Origin of the sequence: uncultured Tateyamaria sp. (genome assembly GCF_947503465.1) — a bacterium.
Lineage (GTDB): Bacteria > Pseudomonadota > Alphaproteobacteria > Rhodobacterales > Rhodobacteraceae > Tateyamaria.
On record NZ_CANNDN010000002.1, the window covers coordinates 628,295 to 644,254 of the forward strand.

Below are 15,960 nucleotides of genomic sequence, written 5' to 3' on the forward strand. Positions count from 1 at the left end.
TTACAGGCCAATACCAGCCTCCGGAGACCGCCTTGCTGCAACTGCTTGCACAGCATCCTGATGTCCTGCATCGCGCGGGGCTCGCCTCGGCTGTGCTGAGCATTTATGCCTTCTGGCCCTATATCAGCGACATTCTTGCCGGCCGGACCCGGCCCGAGCGGGCCTCGTGGCTGATCTGGGCGCTGCTGAGTGCCGTGTCCTTGCTGGCCCAGATCTACGAAGGTGCGGACGGGTCGCTGGGCTTTGCCGTCACGCAGACCCTTGGCACGGTTGTCATCTGCGGGCTGACATTCTGGAAGACCACACAATTGCGGTTCAAGACCGAAGACAGTCAGGTTCTGACCGCGACCGCCGTCGGCATCTGGCTGTGGGCCGAGATGGAAAGCGCCGTCTATTCGCTGTTTGTCACCATCAGCATGTCGATGATGGGCGGGCTGTTGACGATGAAGAAGGCCTTTCTTGACCCGACATCCGAGACATGGGCGACATGGGCGGCGTTCTTTGTGTCGGCGGCCCTGGCCGTTGTCGCGATTGGTCAGGCGGATTGGCTGCTGATGGCGTACCCCTTATACGTCATGGCCCTGTCAGGCGGCATCATGGCGGCCATGGGCCTTGGGCATCTGCGCGTGGCGCGGCGGCAAGCGGACGCGCCGCAGGAACAGCGTCACCAGCGACTGACCCTGTCGGTCATGTCGTTTCAACGGGCGGGTTCACCCACCGCGTCGGAGTGAAGGGCTGCGCGCATGCGCGCTCCAGCATCTCGAGCCGGTCCTGACCATAGAACATCTCGGTTCCCAGCACATATGTGGGCGATCCCATCACACCGGCATGCAGGGCCGCGTCGGCGTTGGCCCGATAGGTCGCGGACACGTCTGGGGACTGGGCGCGCGCCAGGAGCGTGTCCGGATCATGACCCAGCCCTTCGGCCAGCGCGCGCAAGGTCGGTGCATCAGACAGGTCGGCATCGTCACGCCAATGCGCCTGCAGGATCGCATGGGCCATCGCATCGACCGGCGCGACCCGATCCCCAAGCGCGAGGATCATCCCGGCGGCCAGCGCGTAGTCAGCGTCGTGATATGTGGGCCGGAACGGCACAACCGGCACCTCGCGCAGTTCTGCCCAACGCTCGATCTCGCGGCCAAAGAAGTAGTCCACATGCGCCTGTGTCCGCTTGGCGAAGGGCAGACTGCCTTGCGCCTCGACCACGGGCGACAGCGGGATGGGGCGATGCACGAGGGTCAGGTTGTGCTGTGCGCACAGCGCCATGACCCGGGCCGATCCCAGATAGGCAAAGGCGGAATGGGCGGAGTAGTAGTAGATGAGGTCGGTCATGCAGTGCACGCTAGGCATCAATTCCGCGCCAGGCAATGCGCGCGGCATTGTTTTGGGCCGGTCACGGTGCCAGTCTGGCACGCATGGGACTGTTCCGCTCAGCCATCGCCGCCACGCTTGTCGCCACCCTGCCCTCGACCGGGTTTGCCACGGGCTGTGCCCGCGACGCGATGCTGGTCTTTGACGGGTCGGCGTCGATGGACGAGTTGAGCTTTGACGTCTCGCGCAAGACCCGCATCGTGGACGCCCGCGATGCGCTGCGGGATGCGCTGCCCGACATCACCCCGTTCCGCCGCGTGGGCCTTCTGACCTATGGGCCGGGGGCGAATGCCGACAGCTGCGACAATATCGACTTGCGCTTTGGCCCCCGCGACGATGCGGCGGTGGACATCATCACACAGATCGATGGCATGCAGCCCAAGGGGTTGACGGCGCTGGCGGCGTCCGTCCGTACCGCCGCCGACGCGCTGGATTATCGCAACCGAGCAGGCATCGTGGTGCTGGTGACGGACGGAAACGAGACCTGCGGCGGGCGGCCTTGTGCGTTGGGGTCCGCCCTGGCGGCGGAGGCGCGCGACCTGACCGTCCACGTGATCGGCTTTCAGGTGGTCGTTGACTTTTTCAGCTGGGACAACCCCGAACAAGTAGACGTGGGCGCGGGCAACACGGTGGCCAAGTGCTTGGCGGACCGGACCGGCGGGCTGTATGTGTCGAGCGAGACGGTGGATGAGTTGGCCGATGCGCTTAGGGCGACGTTGGGCTGCGCGTTGATTGGCAACGTGCACCCGCAAAGCGAACGATCAACCCGCCCATCCTAATTCGCAGCGTAGCAGTACGAAAAGTAAGCCGCTCTATGATGTTTTACACGCAGGTTCTTGATCGTAGTAACCACCGCCAAGCGCCAGATCGTATAGTATGGTCGAGACACAACTAACTTCGAAATTTTGTTCCAAATAGCCCAAATCAGCAAAAACAAAATTACGGCGCTGCAAATAGAATGGAAGTGGATGAATCCGATAGTGAAGGGACACAGTCGTCGTCCGTTTGGTATGACTGGAGTCCATACTTGCGATGTCTGCAACTTTAATACCCGCGCTACGCATAAAGTCACTTTGGATGGCAGTCTCAAAACCGTTTAAAAGGAAGACAATAACATCAAATTCATCAAGTGATTGCGGCACACGTTCTGATACACGAGGATCACGTGGGACGGGCACCCCATTGAGTATCAGATCAAATGTGACACGGTCAGTTTCTGCACCGAGAACAAATCCAACAAGTAGCGCAGAAAGTCGGCTTTCCAGATTGGCAACAGTTTCAAATTTAGCCGCGGCCAAGGACCATGCCGCGTACACTCCCAACACAAGCACATATGCCAGAAACAAACCCGCTATGGCCTTCAGTATCTTCACTTTGGTGCCCTCGACACGGAAAACAAAAAATGCCCCGACTTTCACCGAGGCATTTGAGTGCTAAAGGCGCTGTTGCCCGCGCCCAGGATGAGGCGTTCAGCCCTTCTCTTCGATGATCTCGACCATGTGAGGGATCGAGTTGATCATGCCGCGCACGGAAGGGGTGTCTTCCAGTTCGCGGGTTTTGTGCATCTTGTTCAGGCCCAGACCGATCAGTGTCGCGCGCTGTTTCGCGGGACGACGGATGGGGGAGCCGATCTGTTTGACGACGATTGTCTTTGCCATCTGTCTCAGGCCTCCTCAGCCACTTGAGCGGACTCGTTGGGTGCGTCATCCCGCTTGGGCAGGATATCGGCGACCTTCTTGCCACGACGTTGGGCGACACTGCGGGGCGACTGCTCCTTGCGCAGGCCGTCCATGGTGGCGCGGATCATGTTGTAGGGGTTCTGCGAGCCGATGGATTTGGACACGACGTCCTTCACACCCAGCATTTCGAACACGGCCCGCATCGGACCACCGGCGATGATACCTGTCCCCTCGGGCGCGGTGCGCATGACGACCTTACCGGCGCCATGGCGGCCTTCCATGTCGTGGTGCAGCGTGCGGCCTTCGCGCAGTTGCACGCGGATCATCTGGCGCTTGGCTTGTTCGGTGGCCTTGCGAATGGCCTCGGGGACCTCTTTCGCCTTGCCCTTGCCGAAACCAACGCGGCCCTTCTGGTCGCCCACGACGACGAGTGCGGCAAACCCAAAGCGCTTACCACCCTTGACGGTCTTGGACACACGGTTGATCGCGACCAGGCGATCTGCAAATTCCGGCGCTTCGTCGCGGTCGCGACGGTTGCCCCGGCGGTTATTGTCACGTTCTGCCATTGAGGCATCCTTTGAATTGGTGGCTTGCGCCAGTTTTACTCAATCCAGGTGGGCCAAGGCCCCCGGATCATCGGAGGGGCGTGCATCGCCCCCCTCAAGTGTCACGCACGGTGCGCGCGCAGCGCACACCCTACGGTGTCGGCGTAGGGTGCGCATTCACTGCGCACCGCACACCTTAGATCTTCAACCCACCTTCACGCGCGGCGTCGGCAACTGCCTTGACCTTGCCATGAAAGAGGAAACCACCGCGGTCGAAATAGGCCTCGCTCACGCCGGCCTTTTTCGCGCGCTCGGCAATCGCGGCGCCCACTTTGGCAGCGGCCTCCACGTTGTTCTTGCCAACCATCCCGAGGTCTTTTTCGAGGGTCGAGGCCGCGGCCAGGGTCACGCCGTTCACATCGTCGATCAGCTGGACGCTGATGTTCTTGTTCGAACGGTGCACGCTCAGGCGGGGACGCCCGGCGTTGACCTTGCGCAGTTTGTTCCGGACGCGCAGGCGGCGCTTGAGGAACAGGGTCCGTTTGCTGTTTGCCATCTGTCTGGTCCTTACTTCTTCTTACCTTCCTTGCGGAAGATAAATTCACCTTTGTAGCGGATGCCCTTGCCCTTGTAGGGCTCGGGCTTGCGCCACTCGCGGATTTTTGCGGCCACTTCGCCGACCTGTTGCTGGTCGATACCCTCGACCACAATCTCGGTCTGCTTCGGCGCCGTCACGGTCACGCCCTCGGGCGCGGTGAAGTCCACATCGTGGGACAGGCCCAGGTTCAGCTTCAGGGTGTTGCCCTGCATCTGCGCCCGGTAGCCCACGCCCTGGATTTCCAGCTCTTTCTTGAAGCCTTCGGTCACGCCGGTCACGCAGTTCTGCACCTGCGTGCGGGACATGCCCCACTGCTGGCGCGCGCGCTTGGACTTGCCGCGGGGTTCGATTGTCACGACGTTGTCCTCGACCTTGAGGGTCACGTCGTCCGTGGCGGTGAAGCTGCGGGTCCCTTTGGGGCCTTTCACTTCGATCGTCTGACCGGAGACGGCGGCCGAGACCCCCGAGGGCAGATCGACCGGTTTTTTACCAATACGAGACATCTGCTGTTCTCCTTAGAAGATCGTGCAAAGCACTTCGCCGCCAACATTCTGGCTGCGTGCGTTTGCATCCGACATCACGCCCTTGGACGTGGACACGATGGACACACCCAGACCCTGACGGACCGAGGGGATGTCGCCCACACCCATGTACACACGACGACCGGGCTTGGACACGCGCTTCAACTCGCGGATCACAGGCTCGCCTTCGTAGTACTTGAGGCTGATTTCAATGGCCGGGTGGCCGTTTGCACCGGTGGTCTTCTCAAAACCACGGATGTACCCTTCGTCCGCCAGCACTTCGAGCACGCGTTCGCGCAGTTTCGACGCAGGCGTCTCGACCACGGATTTGCCGCGCATCTGGCTGTTGCGGATACGGGTGAGCATATCGCCGATAGGATCGTTCATCTCAATCTCTCCCTTACCAGCTTGATTTCACAAGGCCGGGGATCTGGCCGTTCGAGCCCAGTTCCCGCAGCGCGATCCGGCTGATCTTGAGCTTGCGGTAATACGCATGCGGACGACCGGTCAGCTGGCAGCGGTTGTGAAGGCGCGTGGCCGAGCTGTTGCGGGGCAGTTTTGCCAGCTTCAGCGAGGCGCGGAAACGCTCTTCCATCGGTTTGCTTTCGTCGCTGATGATTGCTTTGAGCTCGGCCCGCTTGGCGGCGTACTTCTTCACCAGCTTTTCGCGCTTCACTTCGCGCGCGATCATGGATTTTTTAGCCATATCTTTTTCCTCTGCGCTTACGAGTTGAAGGGCATGTTGAAGTGCTTCAGCAAGGATTTTGCTTCGGCATCAGTGTCGGCGGTCGTGGTGATCACGATGTCCATCCCCCAGGTCTCGTCGACCTTGTCGAAGTCGATCTCGGGGAAGACGATGTGCTCTTTCATGCCCATGGCATAGTTGCCACGGCCATCAAAGGATGTGCCGGATACGCCGCGGAAGTCGCGGACGCGGGGCAGCGCGATGGTGATCAGACGGTCCAGGAATTCATACATGCGGTCGCCGCGCAAGGTGACTTTGGCACCCAAGGGCATGTCCTCACGCACCCGGAAACCCGCGATGGATTTCTTGGCCTTGGTCGTCATGGCCTTTTGACCGGCGATGGCAGTCAGGTCTTCTTGTGCGGACTTGGCTTTCTTGCTGTCTTTGACAGCTTCCGCGCCGCAGCCGATGTTCAGGACGATCTTGTCCAGACGCGGGATCTGCATGTCGTTCTTGTAGCCGAATTCCTCTTTCATCGCGGCGCGAATGGTGTCGCGGTACTGCGATTTGAGGCGCGGGGTGTAGTTTGCTGTGTCGAGCATCAGATCACGTCCCCTGTTGTCTTGGCAAAGCGCACTTTCTTGTCGCCGTCCATCTTGAAGCCGACGCGGGTGGGTTTGCCGTTGGCGTCCAGCAGGGCCAGGTTCGACAGATCGATCGGCATCGCCTTGGGGATGCGACCGCCCTGGCTGGCCTGGCTTTGACGTGTGGCGCGGATGGCGATGTTCACACCATCAACGACAGCCTTGTTGGCGGATGGGTTCACGGAAGAAATGGTGCCTTCCTTGCCCTTGTCCTTGCCCGCAAGCACGACGACCTTGTCGCCTTTTTTCAGTTTCGCAGCCATCAGAGCACCTCCGGAGCCAGCGAGATGATTTTCATGAAGTTCTTGCCACGCAGTTCGCGCACGACGGGGCCGAAGATACGGGTGCCGACGGGTTCGTTGTTGTTATTCAGGATAACGGCTGCGTTGCGGTCGAAGCGGATGGCGGTGCCATCTTCGCGACGGACTTCCTTGGCGGTGCGCACGACGACGGCCTTGCGGACGTCCCCTTTTTTCACGCGACCACGTGGGATGGCTTCCTTGACCGACACGACGATGATGTCGCCGACGGACGCGTATTTACGCTTGGAACCACCCAGAACCTTGATGCACTGAACACGGCGCGCGCCGCTGTTGTCAGCAACATCCAAGTTTGTCTGCATCTGGATCATTTGGTTTCTCCCGACCTTTGGGGGGCTGATGCGGCCTGATCCCCAGGGTTTCGATTAATGCGTGAAGCGCCGGAGTTAAGCCTCCAGCACCTCCCAGCGTTTTGTCTTCGATTTCGGCGCGCATTCGATGATGCGGACGGTGTCACCGACCTTGAAGGCATTCTTTTCGTCGTGCGCCCGGTATTTCTTGGACTTACGAATGGTCTTTTTCAGAACCGGGTGCGTAAAGCGGCGCTCGACGGACACGGTGACTGTTTGTGCGTTTGCGTCGGAGGTCACGACGCCAGACAGGATACGCTTGGGCATTTCGTGCTCTCCTTATTCGGCCGCTTTGGCGGCTTGTTCATTGAGAATCGTCTTGACGCGCGCGGCATCCCGACGGACCGAGCGCAGACGCGCCGGGTTCTCAAGCTGCCCCGTGGCCTGCTGAAACCGCAGGTTAAAGGCCTCTTTCTTCAGATTTGCCAGCTCATCACGCAGCTGGTCCGGGGTCTTGTCCCGAAGTTCCTGGGCGTTCATCGCCTTTTTCCTTTCAACATCACGAGGGTGCCGCCAAAGACGTGACACCGATTCCCGTGGAGTGGGTGAATAGAGGGGCCGTATATGGGGGGGATTGGGGTATGGCAACCCCTTTACCGCACTTATTTCTATAGCGAAAAGGGCCGCGCCCGACCCTGGGTAGGCGCACACAACATATATGCGTTGCAAGGCTCTGAGGCACTGCTAAACCGATGCACGGCGCGCGACATCACCCATGCGCCCTCCCGGGGGGAGGGTCGGGCGCGGCCCGGGGCAAACCCGGGCAATGCGGTTCGACCCTATCGCCAGCGACACATGACAAATAGCGAGAGCACAAATGGCCCAAATCACATCCCTCTTCGCCACCCGCCTCTACCACGCGTCCCTGTCCGACTTCGCCCCCAAGCTCGACCCGGACGAATTGGAACAGCACTGCTATGCCATCGCCGAGGATGACGAGGCAGGCCACGACTGGTGCGAGGAACATGGCTATCCCGGCTACACCTCCTATGCCTCGCTCGACGACCTGCCCTGGCGCTTTCCGATCTTCGCCGATCTGGTCAAGGCGCTCGACGCCCACATCGCCGCCTTCGCCCGCGACCTCGCCTTCGATCTGGGCGACAAGGCGCTGAAGCTTGACAGCATCTGGATCAACATCCTGCCCGAAGGGGGTATCCACACCGGCCACATCCACCCCCACTCGGTGATCTCCGGCACGACATATGTTGCCATGCCCGACGGGACCTCGGCGCTGAAGCTGGAGGACCCGCGCCTGCCGATGATGATGGCGGCACCGGGACGGACCGCGGATGCACCGGAGGATTTGCGGCAGTTCCACTACGCCAAACCGTCAGTGGGTGATGTCCTTTTGTGGGAGAGCTGGCTGCGCCACGAAGTGCCCATGAACATGGCCGAGGACGAACGGGTGTCGGTCAGTTTCAACTACGGGTGGGAATAGGCGTCACTTCGCCTTTCTCTCCGCCTTGGCGGTTTCGGCAGCGGCTTCCGCGGCTTTACGCGCGGCCTTTTCCTCTTTCGTCAGCGTGTTGCCCCACTGGTTGTTGGACAGGCCCAACCCCTCAGGCATCGGCTTGGTCTTGCCCTTCTTGACCTCACCTCCCTTGTCGAGGAACTCCCGGATCAGGTCTTCGTCGGTCGTGGGTTTGGGAACGTGTTTCATGGGTTTGGCCTCTTTGGCAGATGTGGCGCTTGGGGAGGAGTGTAGAGGTTTGTCGGGGTTTGGCTATGGGGAAGCGGTGTTAGACGCTAAGCCGCGCCCTCGACAGGCCACGGTCTGTCGAACCAACGCACATTCTGCAGAACTTTATTGCAGCCAAGTACATCTTCGATCCGAGCGATGCGCTGACGGCACCCAATCGACAGGCCGGGGGGTGGCCTGCCCCCTCTCGGCAGATTTGGCACAGCCAAATCGCCTGCCGGTCAATGGATGGCGCGGCGGCCTACGGCCTTGATTCCGCGCTTGGTCTCGCAGATCCAATGGTTGAAACAGGCCAGCGCCCGCCCGACCTGGAGGGCCTCTGAACTGAGTGTATCCTCACCGTCATGCACAGAATAACCGCTCAGCATAGGTGTCGACATAGCGCCCGCCCTCCGGGGGGAGGTCGGTCGGGCGCTGGCCGGGCTGGGTGCCCGGCTTTGAGCGTAGCTAAATCACGTACTACATAGTCCTTCCCTAGTTCACTCGCCAACCATATATTGAATCACCTAATGTAAGGTGCGAGTAAATGGATCACATCAGGAAAGCGCACTCACGCGTATCGAAGAACGGTAAGGTGACCTGGATATCTGATGCGTGGGTTAGGGACGGTAAGCGGAAGAGCAGCAAAAGAACCAAGGGAAAGAGAAAATCAGGAACCTGCAGAAAGTGCGGTGGTTCGATTGAAACCGTGCGAAGCAATACTGGACGAGTTCTTAGCTACGAGTTGGGAATGGTTGGACTTGGCGTCCTGCACCACTGCTTCGACATCGGTCGGGGCTTGTCGAAGCGTCGCGCGGAAGGTGTCGAGGACCTGTTTGACTGGGGTCGGAAGAAAAACAGGAAAAAATAGCCCCCGACGCTTTCACGCCGGGGGCTTCTCAATTTCTACCGGGTGCCGCTCTCGTGCATTTGCCTTTGGCAAATACCCTGCCGCGCACGGATCGCGCCCCAAGGGGCGCAATCGGCTTACCAGTCTTCCCGAACCACGACGCGTGTCTTGATCGGCAGCTTCATCGCCGCCAGACGCAGCGCTTCGCGCGCGACATCATCATTTACACCGTCGATCTCGAACATCACGCGGCCGGGTTTGACCTTGGCCGCCCAACGGTCGACCGAGCCCTTACCCTTACCCATCCGCACTTCGATCGGCTTGGCGGTCACAGGCACGTCGGGGAAGATCCGGATCCAGACCCGGCCCTGACGTTTCATGTGACGCGTCATCGCACGACGCGCGGCTTCGATCTGACGGGCGGTGACCCGCTCGGGTTGCAGTGCCTTCAGGCCGTAGGTGCCAAAGTTCAGGTCGGACCCGCCCTTTGCCTGCCCCTTGATCGAGCCTTTGAACTGCTTACGGAACTTCGTACGCTTTGGTTGAAGCATCTCTACTCTCCTTTAGCGACGGCCGCCGGCGCCACGGGGCGCAGGACCATCCTGGAGTTCTTGGGCCTTACGGTCCCGTGCCGACGGATCGTGTTCCATGATCTCACCTTTGAAGATCCAGGTCTTGATCCCGATGATCCCGTAGGGGGTCGTCGCTTCGGCGTGGGCGTAATCGATGTCGGCGCGCAGCGTGTGCAGGGGCACACGGCCCTCGCGGTACCACTCGGTCCGGGCAATCTCTGCTCCGCCCAGACGGCCCGCGACGTTCACGCGGATGCCCAGGGCACCCATACGCATGGCGTTTTGCACGGCGCGTTTCATGGCACGGCGGAAGGACACACGACGTTCCAGCTGTTGCGCGATGCTTTCACCGACCAGGGCGGCGTCCAGCTCGGGCTTGCGGACCTCGACGATGTTGAGGTGCAATTCGCTGTCGGTCATCTTGGCCAGCTTCTTGCGCAGCACTTCGATGTCCGCGCCTTTCTTGCCGATGATGACACCGGGGCGGGCTGTGTGGATCGTGACGCGGCACTTCTTGTGCGGACGTTCGATGATCACACGGGCCACACCGGCCTGCTTGCACTCTTCCTTGATGAACTCGCGGATCTTGATGTCTTCCAACAACAGATCACCGTAGTCCTTGGTGTCGGCGTACCAGCGGCTGTCCCAGGTGCGGTTCACCTGCAGGCGCATGCCGATCGGATTGACTTTCTGACCCATCAGGCTTGCTCCTCGACTTGACGCACTTTGATCGTGATTTCCGCAAACGGCTTGATGATCTTGCCAAAGCGGCCACGGGCACGTGGGCGGCCACGTTTCATGGTGAGGTTCTTGCCGACCCAGGCCTCTGCCACGATCAGTTCGTCCACATCCAGGTTATGGTTGTTTTCCGCGTTGGCGATGGCTGATTGCAGGCACTTCTTGACGTCCTGCGCGATCCGCTTCTTCGAGAAGGTCAGGTCCGTCAGGGCCTTGTCCACCTTCTTGCCACGGATCATCTGCGCCACGAGGTTCAGCTTCTGCGGAGAGGTGCGCAACATGCGCGTCTTCGCCATCGCCTCGTTATCCGCCACGCGGCGTGGGTTCTTGTCCTTGCTCATTTGCGCTTCGCCTTCTTGTCAGCGGCGTGACCGTAATAGGTCCGCGTGGGCGAATATTCCCCGAACTTCTGGCCGATCATCTCTTCGGACACGTTCACGGGAATATGCTTGTGGCCGTTGTACACACCAAAGGTCAGACCCACGAACTGGGGCAGGATGGTGGACCGACGGGACCAGATCTTGATGACTTCGTTGCGGCCGCTTTCGCGCGCCGCTTCCGCTTTCTTCAGCACGTAGCTGTCGACAAACGGGCCTTTCCAGACTGAACGAGACATATCTTAACGCCCCTTCTTCTTGGCGTGACGCGAGCGGATGATCAGCTTTTGCGACGCTTTGTTCTTGTTGCGGGTCCGGGCACCCTTGGTCGGCTTGCCCCATGGGGACACAGGGTGACGACCACCCGAGGTCCGACCTTCACCACCGCCATGGGGGTGGTCGATCGGGTTCATGACGACACCACGCACGGACGGGCGGATACCCTTGTGGCGCATGCGGCCGGCCTTGCCGTAGTTCTGGTTCGAGTTGTCGGGGTTGGACACGGCACCCACGGTGGCGCGGCATTCCTGACGGACCAGACGCAGTTCGCCCGAGCTGAGGCGAATCTGGGCGTACCCACCGTCCCGGCCCACGAACTGGGCATAGGTGCCGGCGGCACGTGCGATCTGACCACCCTTGCCGGGTTTCAGTTCGATGTTGTGTACGATTGTCCCGATGGGCATGCCCGAAAACGGCATGGTGTTGCCGGGCTTAATGTCTGCCTTCTGGCTCGAGATGATCTTGTCCCCGACGGCCAGACGCTGCGGTGCCAGGACATAGGCCTGTTCGCCATCTTCGTATTGCACGAGGGCGATGAACGCGGTCCGGTTGGGGTCATATTCGATGCGCACGACCGTGGCCGTGACATCCATCTTGTTCCGTTTGAAATCGACGATCCGATAGAGACGCTTTGCGCCCCCGCCCTTGCGGCGCATCGTGATCCGTCCGGTGTTGTTGCGGCCACCATTCTTGGTGAGACCTTCGGTCAGCGCCTTGACGGGGCGCCCCTTCCACAGCTCCGAACGGTCGATCAGAACCAGCCCACGCTGGCCCGGCGTCGTCGGCTTGTACGACTTGAGTGCCATGTTACTGTCTTCCGTTTTGCTTAAACGATGGTCCGTCCGTTGACGGCCACCTATGGTTAAAGGCCCCCGAAGGTGCCCGGTCTTGGTGTGAGGTGCGCGGAAACCGCACACCCTACGATGTTGCTGCAGGTGCGCCCTTTGGCGCACCAAACGAACAACAACAAAGCCCCGGACGAATCCGGGGCCTTGCGGATGGGGTCGTTTAGGCCAAGGATGGGGTGGGGTCAAGCAAACGATCCAAGTTTTTGCTACAAGTGCTTTGTGAAATGGGCACTCGGTCTCAAAGCTTAAAGGTTCTAGAACTTGTAGAACACACTCAGGGAATGTGAAGCATGGCAATGTTCGAACTGGTGCGACTTCAATCCACAAATCCACTTCAGTCTTGATCGACCTCGGACTTATTGTATTTGGAACCATCCCAAATTGCACGGGCGAGCAATTGCAATGCAATCAACGTGGAAAAGCCAAAAGCAATTCTAAGTTCAATGATCCGACCTTGTGACACAAGCACTTCTGCCACGAAGTCTGCTCCCGCAAACGACGCAACAAATAGCAAACCAACAATGAAAAAGAATGCAGCGCTTGCGGCAACATTAACCACAATAGCAAGCACTGTTGGAACGTCACCGAACACTAAGCTTTCAGTTCGCCCATTGCGAATCCGAAAGCCAAAAGCCAAAAGCACCGCCATAGTCGAGAACAAAAACACCGGCGTTGGAGCAAAAAGCCCAACAATCGTGTCCCGAAAAACATCACTTTGCTCTAGCAAGTCCAATGAAAAAACCTAGCGCCATCCCACAAGTTACCGGAGGCTGCAGTTTTTCCAACTCTAAAAGGTTTGCTACAGCCACACCAAACAAGCCGAAAAGGAACACAGCGACAAGCATTTTGTTCAATGCACCAAGTCGTTTCGACCTAGTCGACCCTGCGATGATCTCGCGGCCGTTTTCAAACCATGGCGACGCCAAGGCACCATCTTTGGTGCGCATATCTTGCTCCGAATCTGCCTCAGTGCTCATCTGGCGCTTTTAGCGCGCTTCTATAAGCATAGGATTTACCAATCACATCTGATTTTGGCAAAATTAAGGCATTTTGGTCTGCGTACGGTGGGAGTGGCCCGGCGGGACTAGTCTCTTGCAATTCGATCAGACATTCGCCCCCCACACGACCCAGATCAATGCACATCCCCCCAAAACCCGCTACACTGCCCCACACCCCTCATCAAAGGACACCCCATGCCCAAAGCCAAGCCACCCGAAACCGACCCCATGGCGGCCACTCTCGCTGCCTTCAACCCCGCCGCAGCCCAGGCGTGGATGGAGATCACCACCGAATGCGCCCGCTTCGCCATGGACCGCGTGCAAAAGGATTTCGAGGCGCAACGCGCCATGATGGCCTGCACCTCGCCCGCCGAACTGATGGCACTCCAGTCAAGCTACTGCCGGGACGCCGCCCAGGACTATGCGGACCAGGCCACGCGGATGGTCGAGATGATGACCAAAGTCGCATCAAAGGCGACCCCGGGCGGCATGTCGCGCAAATACGACGACGTCCCGCTCTGAACAGCAAAAACCCCGACCGCTTGCGCAGCCGGGGCTTCTCAATTCTCACCGCAGGGCGGGGTTCACCCCGCCGCCACTTACAACCCGGTTGTCACGTCGATCGTGTTGCCGTCTTCCAGCGTGACATAGGCCTTCTTCACGTCCTTCCGCTTGCCCAACTGGCCGCGGAAACGCTTGACTTTCCCCTTGGTGATGGTCGTGTTCACGGCTTTCACCTTCACACCAAAGAGCGCCTCGACGGCCTCCTTGATCTGGGGCTTGTTGCTGTCCATCGCCACTTCGAACACAACCGCGCCGTTCTCGGACGTCATGGTTGCCTTCTCGGTGATGATCGGCTTGCGGATCACGTCGTAATGTTCTGCCTTGGCACTCATTTCAAACGAGCCTCCAGTGCTTCGACACCCGCCTTCGTGATCACCAGCGTGTCACGTTTCAGGATGTCATATACGTTTGCACCCATCGTCGGCAGGATATCCAGACCTTCGATGTTGCGCGATGCTTTCAGGAAGTCCTCGTTGACCGAGGCCCCGTCGATCACCAGCGCACGCTTCCAGCCCAGGTCCTTGACCTGCTTGGCCAGAGCGGCGGTTTTGCCAGCGGTGCCCGCATCCTCGATGATCACCAGCTCGCCTGCCTTGGCCTTGGCCGACAGCGCGTGCTTGAGACCCAGCTTGCGGAACTTCTTGGGCAGGTCGTGGCCGTGCGAGCGCGGGGTCGGACCCTTGTAGATACCACCCTTGCGGAAGATCGGCGCGTTGCGGTCACCGTGGCGTGCGCCGCCGGTGCCCTTCTGGCGATAGATCTTCTTGGTCGAGTAGCTGGTTTCCGAACGGGTCTTGACCTTGTGCGTGCCGGCCTGAGCGTTGTTGCGCTGCCAGCGGACCATACGGTGCAGGATGTCGGCGCGCGGCTCGAGACCGAACAGGTCCTCGCTCAGCTCGACCGATCCGGCTTTGCCGCCGTCCAGTTTGATGACATCAAGTTTCATTCGTCACCTTCCTTCTTCTCGTCGGCGGGCGCATCGTCAGCCTTGTCAGCCGCGATCTCGGCCTCGGCGGCTTTCAGCGCTTCGGCTTCGGCTGCGGCCTGCTCTTCGGCCAGACGCTTGGCTTCTGCTTCCGCTTCCGCGGCTGCGGCAGCAGCGGCTTCTTCGGCAGCCTTCATGGCTTCTTCCTTGGCGGATTTCAGCGCGGCCGGAAGGATTGCGTTTTCCGGGAACGGCTTCTTGACCGCATCCTTGACGGTTACCCAGCCACCTTTCGATCCGGGCACGGCGCCCTTGATCATGATCAGACCACGGTCGCTGTCGGTGCGCACAACCTGCAGGTTCTGCGTGGTCACCTTTGCAGCGCCCATGTGGCCGGCCATCTTCTTGCCCTTGAACACCTTGCCGGGGTCCTGACACTGGCCGGTCGAGCCGTGCGAACGGTGCGAGATCGACACACCGTGCGAGGCGCGCAGACCACCGAAGTTGTGACGTTTCATGGCACCGGCAAAGCCTTTACCAATCGACGTCCCGGTGACGTCCACAAACTGACCTTCGAAATAGTGGTCGGCGATGATCTCTTCGCCGACGCCGATCAGGTTGTCCTCGGTCACGCGGAACTCAACCAGCTTCCGCTTGGGTTCGACCTTGGCAGCCGCGAAATGGCAGCGCATGGCTTTCGACACGCGCTTGACCTTGGGCGTACCGGCACCAAGGGTCACGGCAGTGTAGCCGTCCTTGTCCGACGTGCGGTTGCCGACGACCTGAAGGGCGTCGAGTTGCAGCACGGTGACCGGCACCTGCTTGCCATCTTCCATGAAGAGGCGGGTCATGCCGACTTTCTTTGCGAGAATTCCAGAGCGCATAATCATACCCTCCTTACGACTGCAGCTTGATCTCGACATCCACACCAGCGGCGAGGTCGAGCTTCATCAGCGCGTCCACGGTCTGGGGGGTCGGATCAACGATGTCGAGAAGACGCTTGTGCGTCCGGATCTCGAACTGGTCACGGGATTTCTTGTCGATGTGCGGGCCGCGCAGAACAGTATATTTTTCGATCTTGTTCGGCAGCGGGATGGGGCCGCGCACGGATGCACCGGTGCGTTTGGCGGTATTGACGATTTCCTGTGTGGACGCGTCCAGCACACGATAGTCAAACGCCTTCAGCCGAATGCGGATGTTTTGGCTTTGGATGGCCATTTTTCGTGTTCCCTTGACTTAGGGCTTCCAACGGAGAGGAGGGGTCTCGACCACCGACACCCCTCGTCGCGTCTTGTTTTTTTGGCCTGCGCGCTTGGCTTCAAGCGCGCAGAAACTTCAATAGCAACCGCTCAGTCGGTGATCTTGGACACGACGCCGGCGCCGACGGTGCGGCCGCCTTCGCGGATCGCGAACCGCAG

The 15,960-nt window shown here is 59.9% G+C and carries 30 protein-coding genes; 4 read left to right on the forward strand and 26 right to left on the reverse strand.

The window, feature by feature from the left end; translation table 11 throughout:
• The first annotated feature begins 32 nt into the window (after positions 1-32).
• A complete protein-coding gene (locus Q0844_RS15690) occupies positions 33-731 on the forward strand; it encodes a hypothetical protein (RefSeq protein ID WP_299046683.1) in 699 nt (232 codons plus the stop codon).
• Here the strand turns inward: Q0844_RS15690 and Q0844_RS15695 are convergent.
• Positions 688-1,332, reverse strand: coding sequence for a 2-hydroxychromene-2-carboxylate isomerase (locus Q0844_RS15695; protein WP_299046684.1), 645 nt, complete (start codon positions 1,330-1,332; stop codon positions 688-690). The genes Q0844_RS15690 and Q0844_RS15695 overlap by 44 nt on opposite strands.
• 83 nt (positions 1,333-1,415) lie before the next feature.
• Here Q0844_RS15695 and Q0844_RS15700 point away from each other — a divergent pair, with 83 nt between their 5' ends.
• Positions 1,416-2,150, forward strand: coding sequence for a VWA domain-containing protein (locus Q0844_RS15700; protein WP_299046685.1), 735 nt, complete (start codon positions 1,416-1,418; stop codon positions 2,148-2,150).
• A 33-nt stretch (positions 2,151-2,183) separates the two neighbouring features.
• Here Q0844_RS15700 and Q0844_RS15705 read toward each other — a convergent pair whose 3' ends face one another.
• The 12 genes from Q0844_RS15705 to rpmC all read right to left on the reverse strand — a co-directional run bounded on the left by Q0844_RS15705 (position 2,184) and on the right by rpmC (position 7,193).
• Entirely contained in the window at positions 2,184-2,744 is a 561-nt protein-coding gene (locus tag Q0844_RS15705) for a hypothetical protein (protein WP_299046687.1), read from the reverse strand.
• A 96-nt stretch (positions 2,745-2,840) separates the two neighbouring features.
• On the reverse strand, positions 2,841-3,029 hold the full coding sequence (gene rpmD, locus Q0844_RS15710) for a 50S ribosomal protein L30 (RefSeq protein ID WP_290557777.1): 189 nt from the start codon (positions 3,027-3,029) through the stop codon (positions 2,841-2,843).
• A gap of 5 nt (positions 3,030-3,034) precedes the next feature.
• Positions 3,035-3,616, reverse strand: a complete 582-nt coding sequence (gene rpsE, locus Q0844_RS15715) for a 30S ribosomal protein S5 (RefSeq protein ID WP_299046694.1) — start codon at positions 3,614-3,616, stop codon at positions 3,035-3,037.
• A gap of 175 nt (positions 3,617-3,791) precedes the next feature.
• Positions 3,792-4,151 (reverse strand): 50S ribosomal protein L18, encoded by a 360-nt coding sequence (gene rplR / locus Q0844_RS15720; protein ID WP_299046697.1) that lies wholly within the window; start codon positions 4,149-4,151, stop codon positions 3,792-3,794.
• Positions 4,152-4,162: 11 nt separating this feature from the next.
• Positions 4,163-4,696 carry a 50S ribosomal protein L6 gene (gene rplF, locus Q0844_RS15725; RefSeq protein ID WP_299046701.1) on the reverse strand — a complete coding sequence of 178 codons (534 nt, stop codon included), beginning with the start codon at positions 4,694-4,696 and terminating at the stop codon, positions 4,163-4,165.
• Between the two features lie 12 nt (positions 4,697-4,708).
• Positions 4,709-5,101, reverse strand: a complete 393-nt coding sequence (gene rpsH, locus Q0844_RS15730; protein ID WP_299046704.1) for a 30S ribosomal protein S8 — start codon at positions 5,099-5,101, stop codon at positions 4,709-4,711.
• 13 nt (positions 5,102-5,114) lie between these two features.
• Complete coding sequence (rpsN, locus tag Q0844_RS15735) at positions 5,115-5,420, reverse strand: 30S ribosomal protein S14 (RefSeq protein ID WP_299046707.1); 306 nt, start codon at positions 5,418-5,420, stop codon at positions 5,115-5,117.
• Positions 5,421-5,437: 17 nt separating this feature from the next.
• Positions 5,438-6,001: a 50S ribosomal protein L5 gene (gene rplE / locus Q0844_RS15740; RefSeq protein ID WP_299046709.1), complete on the reverse strand. Its 564-nt coding sequence runs from the start codon at positions 5,999-6,001 to the stop codon at positions 5,438-5,440.
• Positions 6,001-6,306, reverse strand: coding sequence for a 50S ribosomal protein L24 (rplX, locus tag Q0844_RS15745; RefSeq protein WP_299046711.1), 306 nt, complete (start codon positions 6,304-6,306; stop codon positions 6,001-6,003). The genes rplE and rplX overlap by 1 nt, the downstream gene beginning before the upstream one ends.
• Positions 6,306-6,674, reverse strand: coding sequence for a 50S ribosomal protein L14 (rplN, locus tag Q0844_RS15750; RefSeq protein ID WP_008757934.1), 369 nt, complete (start codon positions 6,672-6,674; stop codon positions 6,306-6,308). Before rplN ends, rplX begins: the two co-directional genes overlap by 1 nt.
• Positions 6,675-6,749: 75 nt before the next feature.
• Positions 6,750-6,980 carry a 30S ribosomal protein S17 gene (rpsQ, locus tag Q0844_RS15755; RefSeq protein ID WP_189371453.1) on the reverse strand — a complete coding sequence of 77 codons (231 nt, stop codon included), beginning with the start codon at positions 6,978-6,980 and terminating at the stop codon, positions 6,750-6,752.
• Between the two features lie 12 nt (positions 6,981-6,992).
• Complete coding sequence (rpmC, locus tag Q0844_RS15760) at positions 6,993-7,193, reverse strand: 50S ribosomal protein L29 (protein ID WP_076630311.1); 201 nt, start codon at positions 7,191-7,193, stop codon at positions 6,993-6,995.
• 337 nt (positions 7,194-7,530) lie between these two features.
• Here rpmC and Q0844_RS15765 point away from each other — a divergent pair, with 337 nt between their 5' ends.
• Entirely contained in the window at positions 7,531-8,151 is a 621-nt protein-coding gene (locus Q0844_RS15765; protein ID WP_299046717.1) for a TIGR02466 family protein, read from the forward strand.
• A gap of 3 nt (positions 8,152-8,154) precedes the next feature.
• Here Q0844_RS15765 and Q0844_RS15770 read toward each other — a convergent pair whose 3' ends face one another.
• The 8 genes from Q0844_RS15770 to Q0844_RS15805 all read right to left on the reverse strand — a co-directional run bounded on the left by Q0844_RS15770 (position 8,155) and on the right by Q0844_RS15805 (position 13,002).
• Positions 8,155-8,373 (reverse strand): hypothetical protein, encoded by a 219-nt coding sequence (locus Q0844_RS15770; protein WP_299046719.1) that lies wholly within the window; start codon positions 8,371-8,373, stop codon positions 8,155-8,157.
• A 1,005-nt stretch (positions 8,374-9,378) separates the two neighbouring features.
• Positions 9,379-9,792: a 50S ribosomal protein L16 gene (gene rplP / locus Q0844_RS15775; RefSeq protein WP_299046720.1), complete on the reverse strand. Its 414-nt coding sequence runs from the start codon at positions 9,790-9,792 to the stop codon at positions 9,379-9,381.
• 12 nt (positions 9,793-9,804) lie between these two features.
• Complete coding sequence (rpsC, locus tag Q0844_RS15780) at positions 9,805-10,512, reverse strand: 30S ribosomal protein S3 (RefSeq protein ID WP_299046723.1); 708 nt, start codon at positions 10,510-10,512, stop codon at positions 9,805-9,807.
• Positions 10,512-10,892, reverse strand: coding sequence for a 50S ribosomal protein L22 (rplV, locus tag Q0844_RS15785; protein WP_039688623.1), 381 nt, complete (start codon positions 10,890-10,892; stop codon positions 10,512-10,514). Before rplV ends, rpsC begins: the two co-directional genes overlap by 1 nt.
• The gene (gene rpsS, locus Q0844_RS15790) at positions 10,889-11,167 is read right to left on the reverse strand and encodes a 30S ribosomal protein S19 (RefSeq protein WP_108838857.1); all 279 of its coding nucleotides are present in this window, start codon (positions 11,165-11,167) and stop codon (positions 10,889-10,891) included. The genes rplV and rpsS overlap by 4 nt, the downstream gene beginning before the upstream one ends.
• A 3-nt stretch (positions 11,168-11,170) precedes the next feature.
• Positions 11,171-12,013, reverse strand: coding sequence for a 50S ribosomal protein L2 (rplB, locus tag Q0844_RS15795; protein ID WP_299046731.1), 843 nt, complete (start codon positions 12,011-12,013; stop codon positions 11,171-11,173).
• Positions 12,014-12,389: 376 nt separating this feature from the next.
• Positions 12,390-12,788, reverse strand: a complete 399-nt coding sequence (locus Q0844_RS15800) for a hypothetical protein (protein ID WP_299046734.1) — start codon at positions 12,786-12,788, stop codon at positions 12,390-12,392.
• Positions 12,766-13,002 (reverse strand): hypothetical protein, encoded by a 237-nt coding sequence (locus Q0844_RS15805; RefSeq protein ID WP_299046737.1) that lies wholly within the window; start codon positions 13,000-13,002, stop codon positions 12,766-12,768. The genes Q0844_RS15800 and Q0844_RS15805 overlap by 23 nt, the downstream gene beginning before the upstream one ends.
• Before the next feature lie 246 nt (positions 13,003-13,248).
• Between Q0844_RS15805 and Q0844_RS15810 the strand changes: the two genes are divergently transcribed.
• A complete protein-coding gene (locus Q0844_RS15810; protein ID WP_299046740.1) occupies positions 13,249-13,575 on the forward strand; it encodes a phasin family protein in 327 nt (108 codons plus the stop codon).
• Between the two features lie 77 nt (positions 13,576-13,652).
• On the opposite strand, the gene Q0844_RS15815 is transcribed toward Q0844_RS15810, so the two are convergent.
• The 5 genes from Q0844_RS15815 to Q0844_RS20920 all read right to left on the reverse strand — a co-directional run.
• A complete protein-coding gene (locus tag Q0844_RS15815; protein WP_299046743.1) occupies positions 13,653-13,949 on the reverse strand; it encodes a 50S ribosomal protein L23 in 297 nt (98 codons plus the stop codon).
• Positions 13,946-14,563 carry a 50S ribosomal protein L4 gene (rplD, locus tag Q0844_RS15820; RefSeq protein WP_299046745.1) on the reverse strand — a complete coding sequence of 206 codons (618 nt, stop codon included), beginning with the start codon at positions 14,561-14,563 and terminating at the stop codon, positions 13,946-13,948. Before rplD ends, Q0844_RS15815 begins: the two co-directional genes overlap by 4 nt.
• The gene (rplC, locus tag Q0844_RS15825) at positions 14,560-15,429 is read right to left on the reverse strand and encodes a 50S ribosomal protein L3 (RefSeq protein ID WP_299046806.1); all 870 of its coding nucleotides are present in this window, start codon (positions 15,427-15,429) and stop codon (positions 14,560-14,562) included. Before rplC ends, rplD begins: the two co-directional genes overlap by 4 nt.
• Before the next feature lie 10 nt (positions 15,430-15,439).
• Positions 15,440-15,754, reverse strand: coding sequence for a 30S ribosomal protein S10 (gene rpsJ / locus Q0844_RS15830; RefSeq protein ID WP_299046809.1), 315 nt, complete (start codon positions 15,752-15,754; stop codon positions 15,440-15,442).
• Between the two features lie 137 nt (positions 15,755-15,891).
• Positions 15,892-15,960: hypothetical protein (locus Q0844_RS20920; protein WP_366523021.1), on the reverse strand; the 69-nt coding region annotated here is incomplete at its 5' end.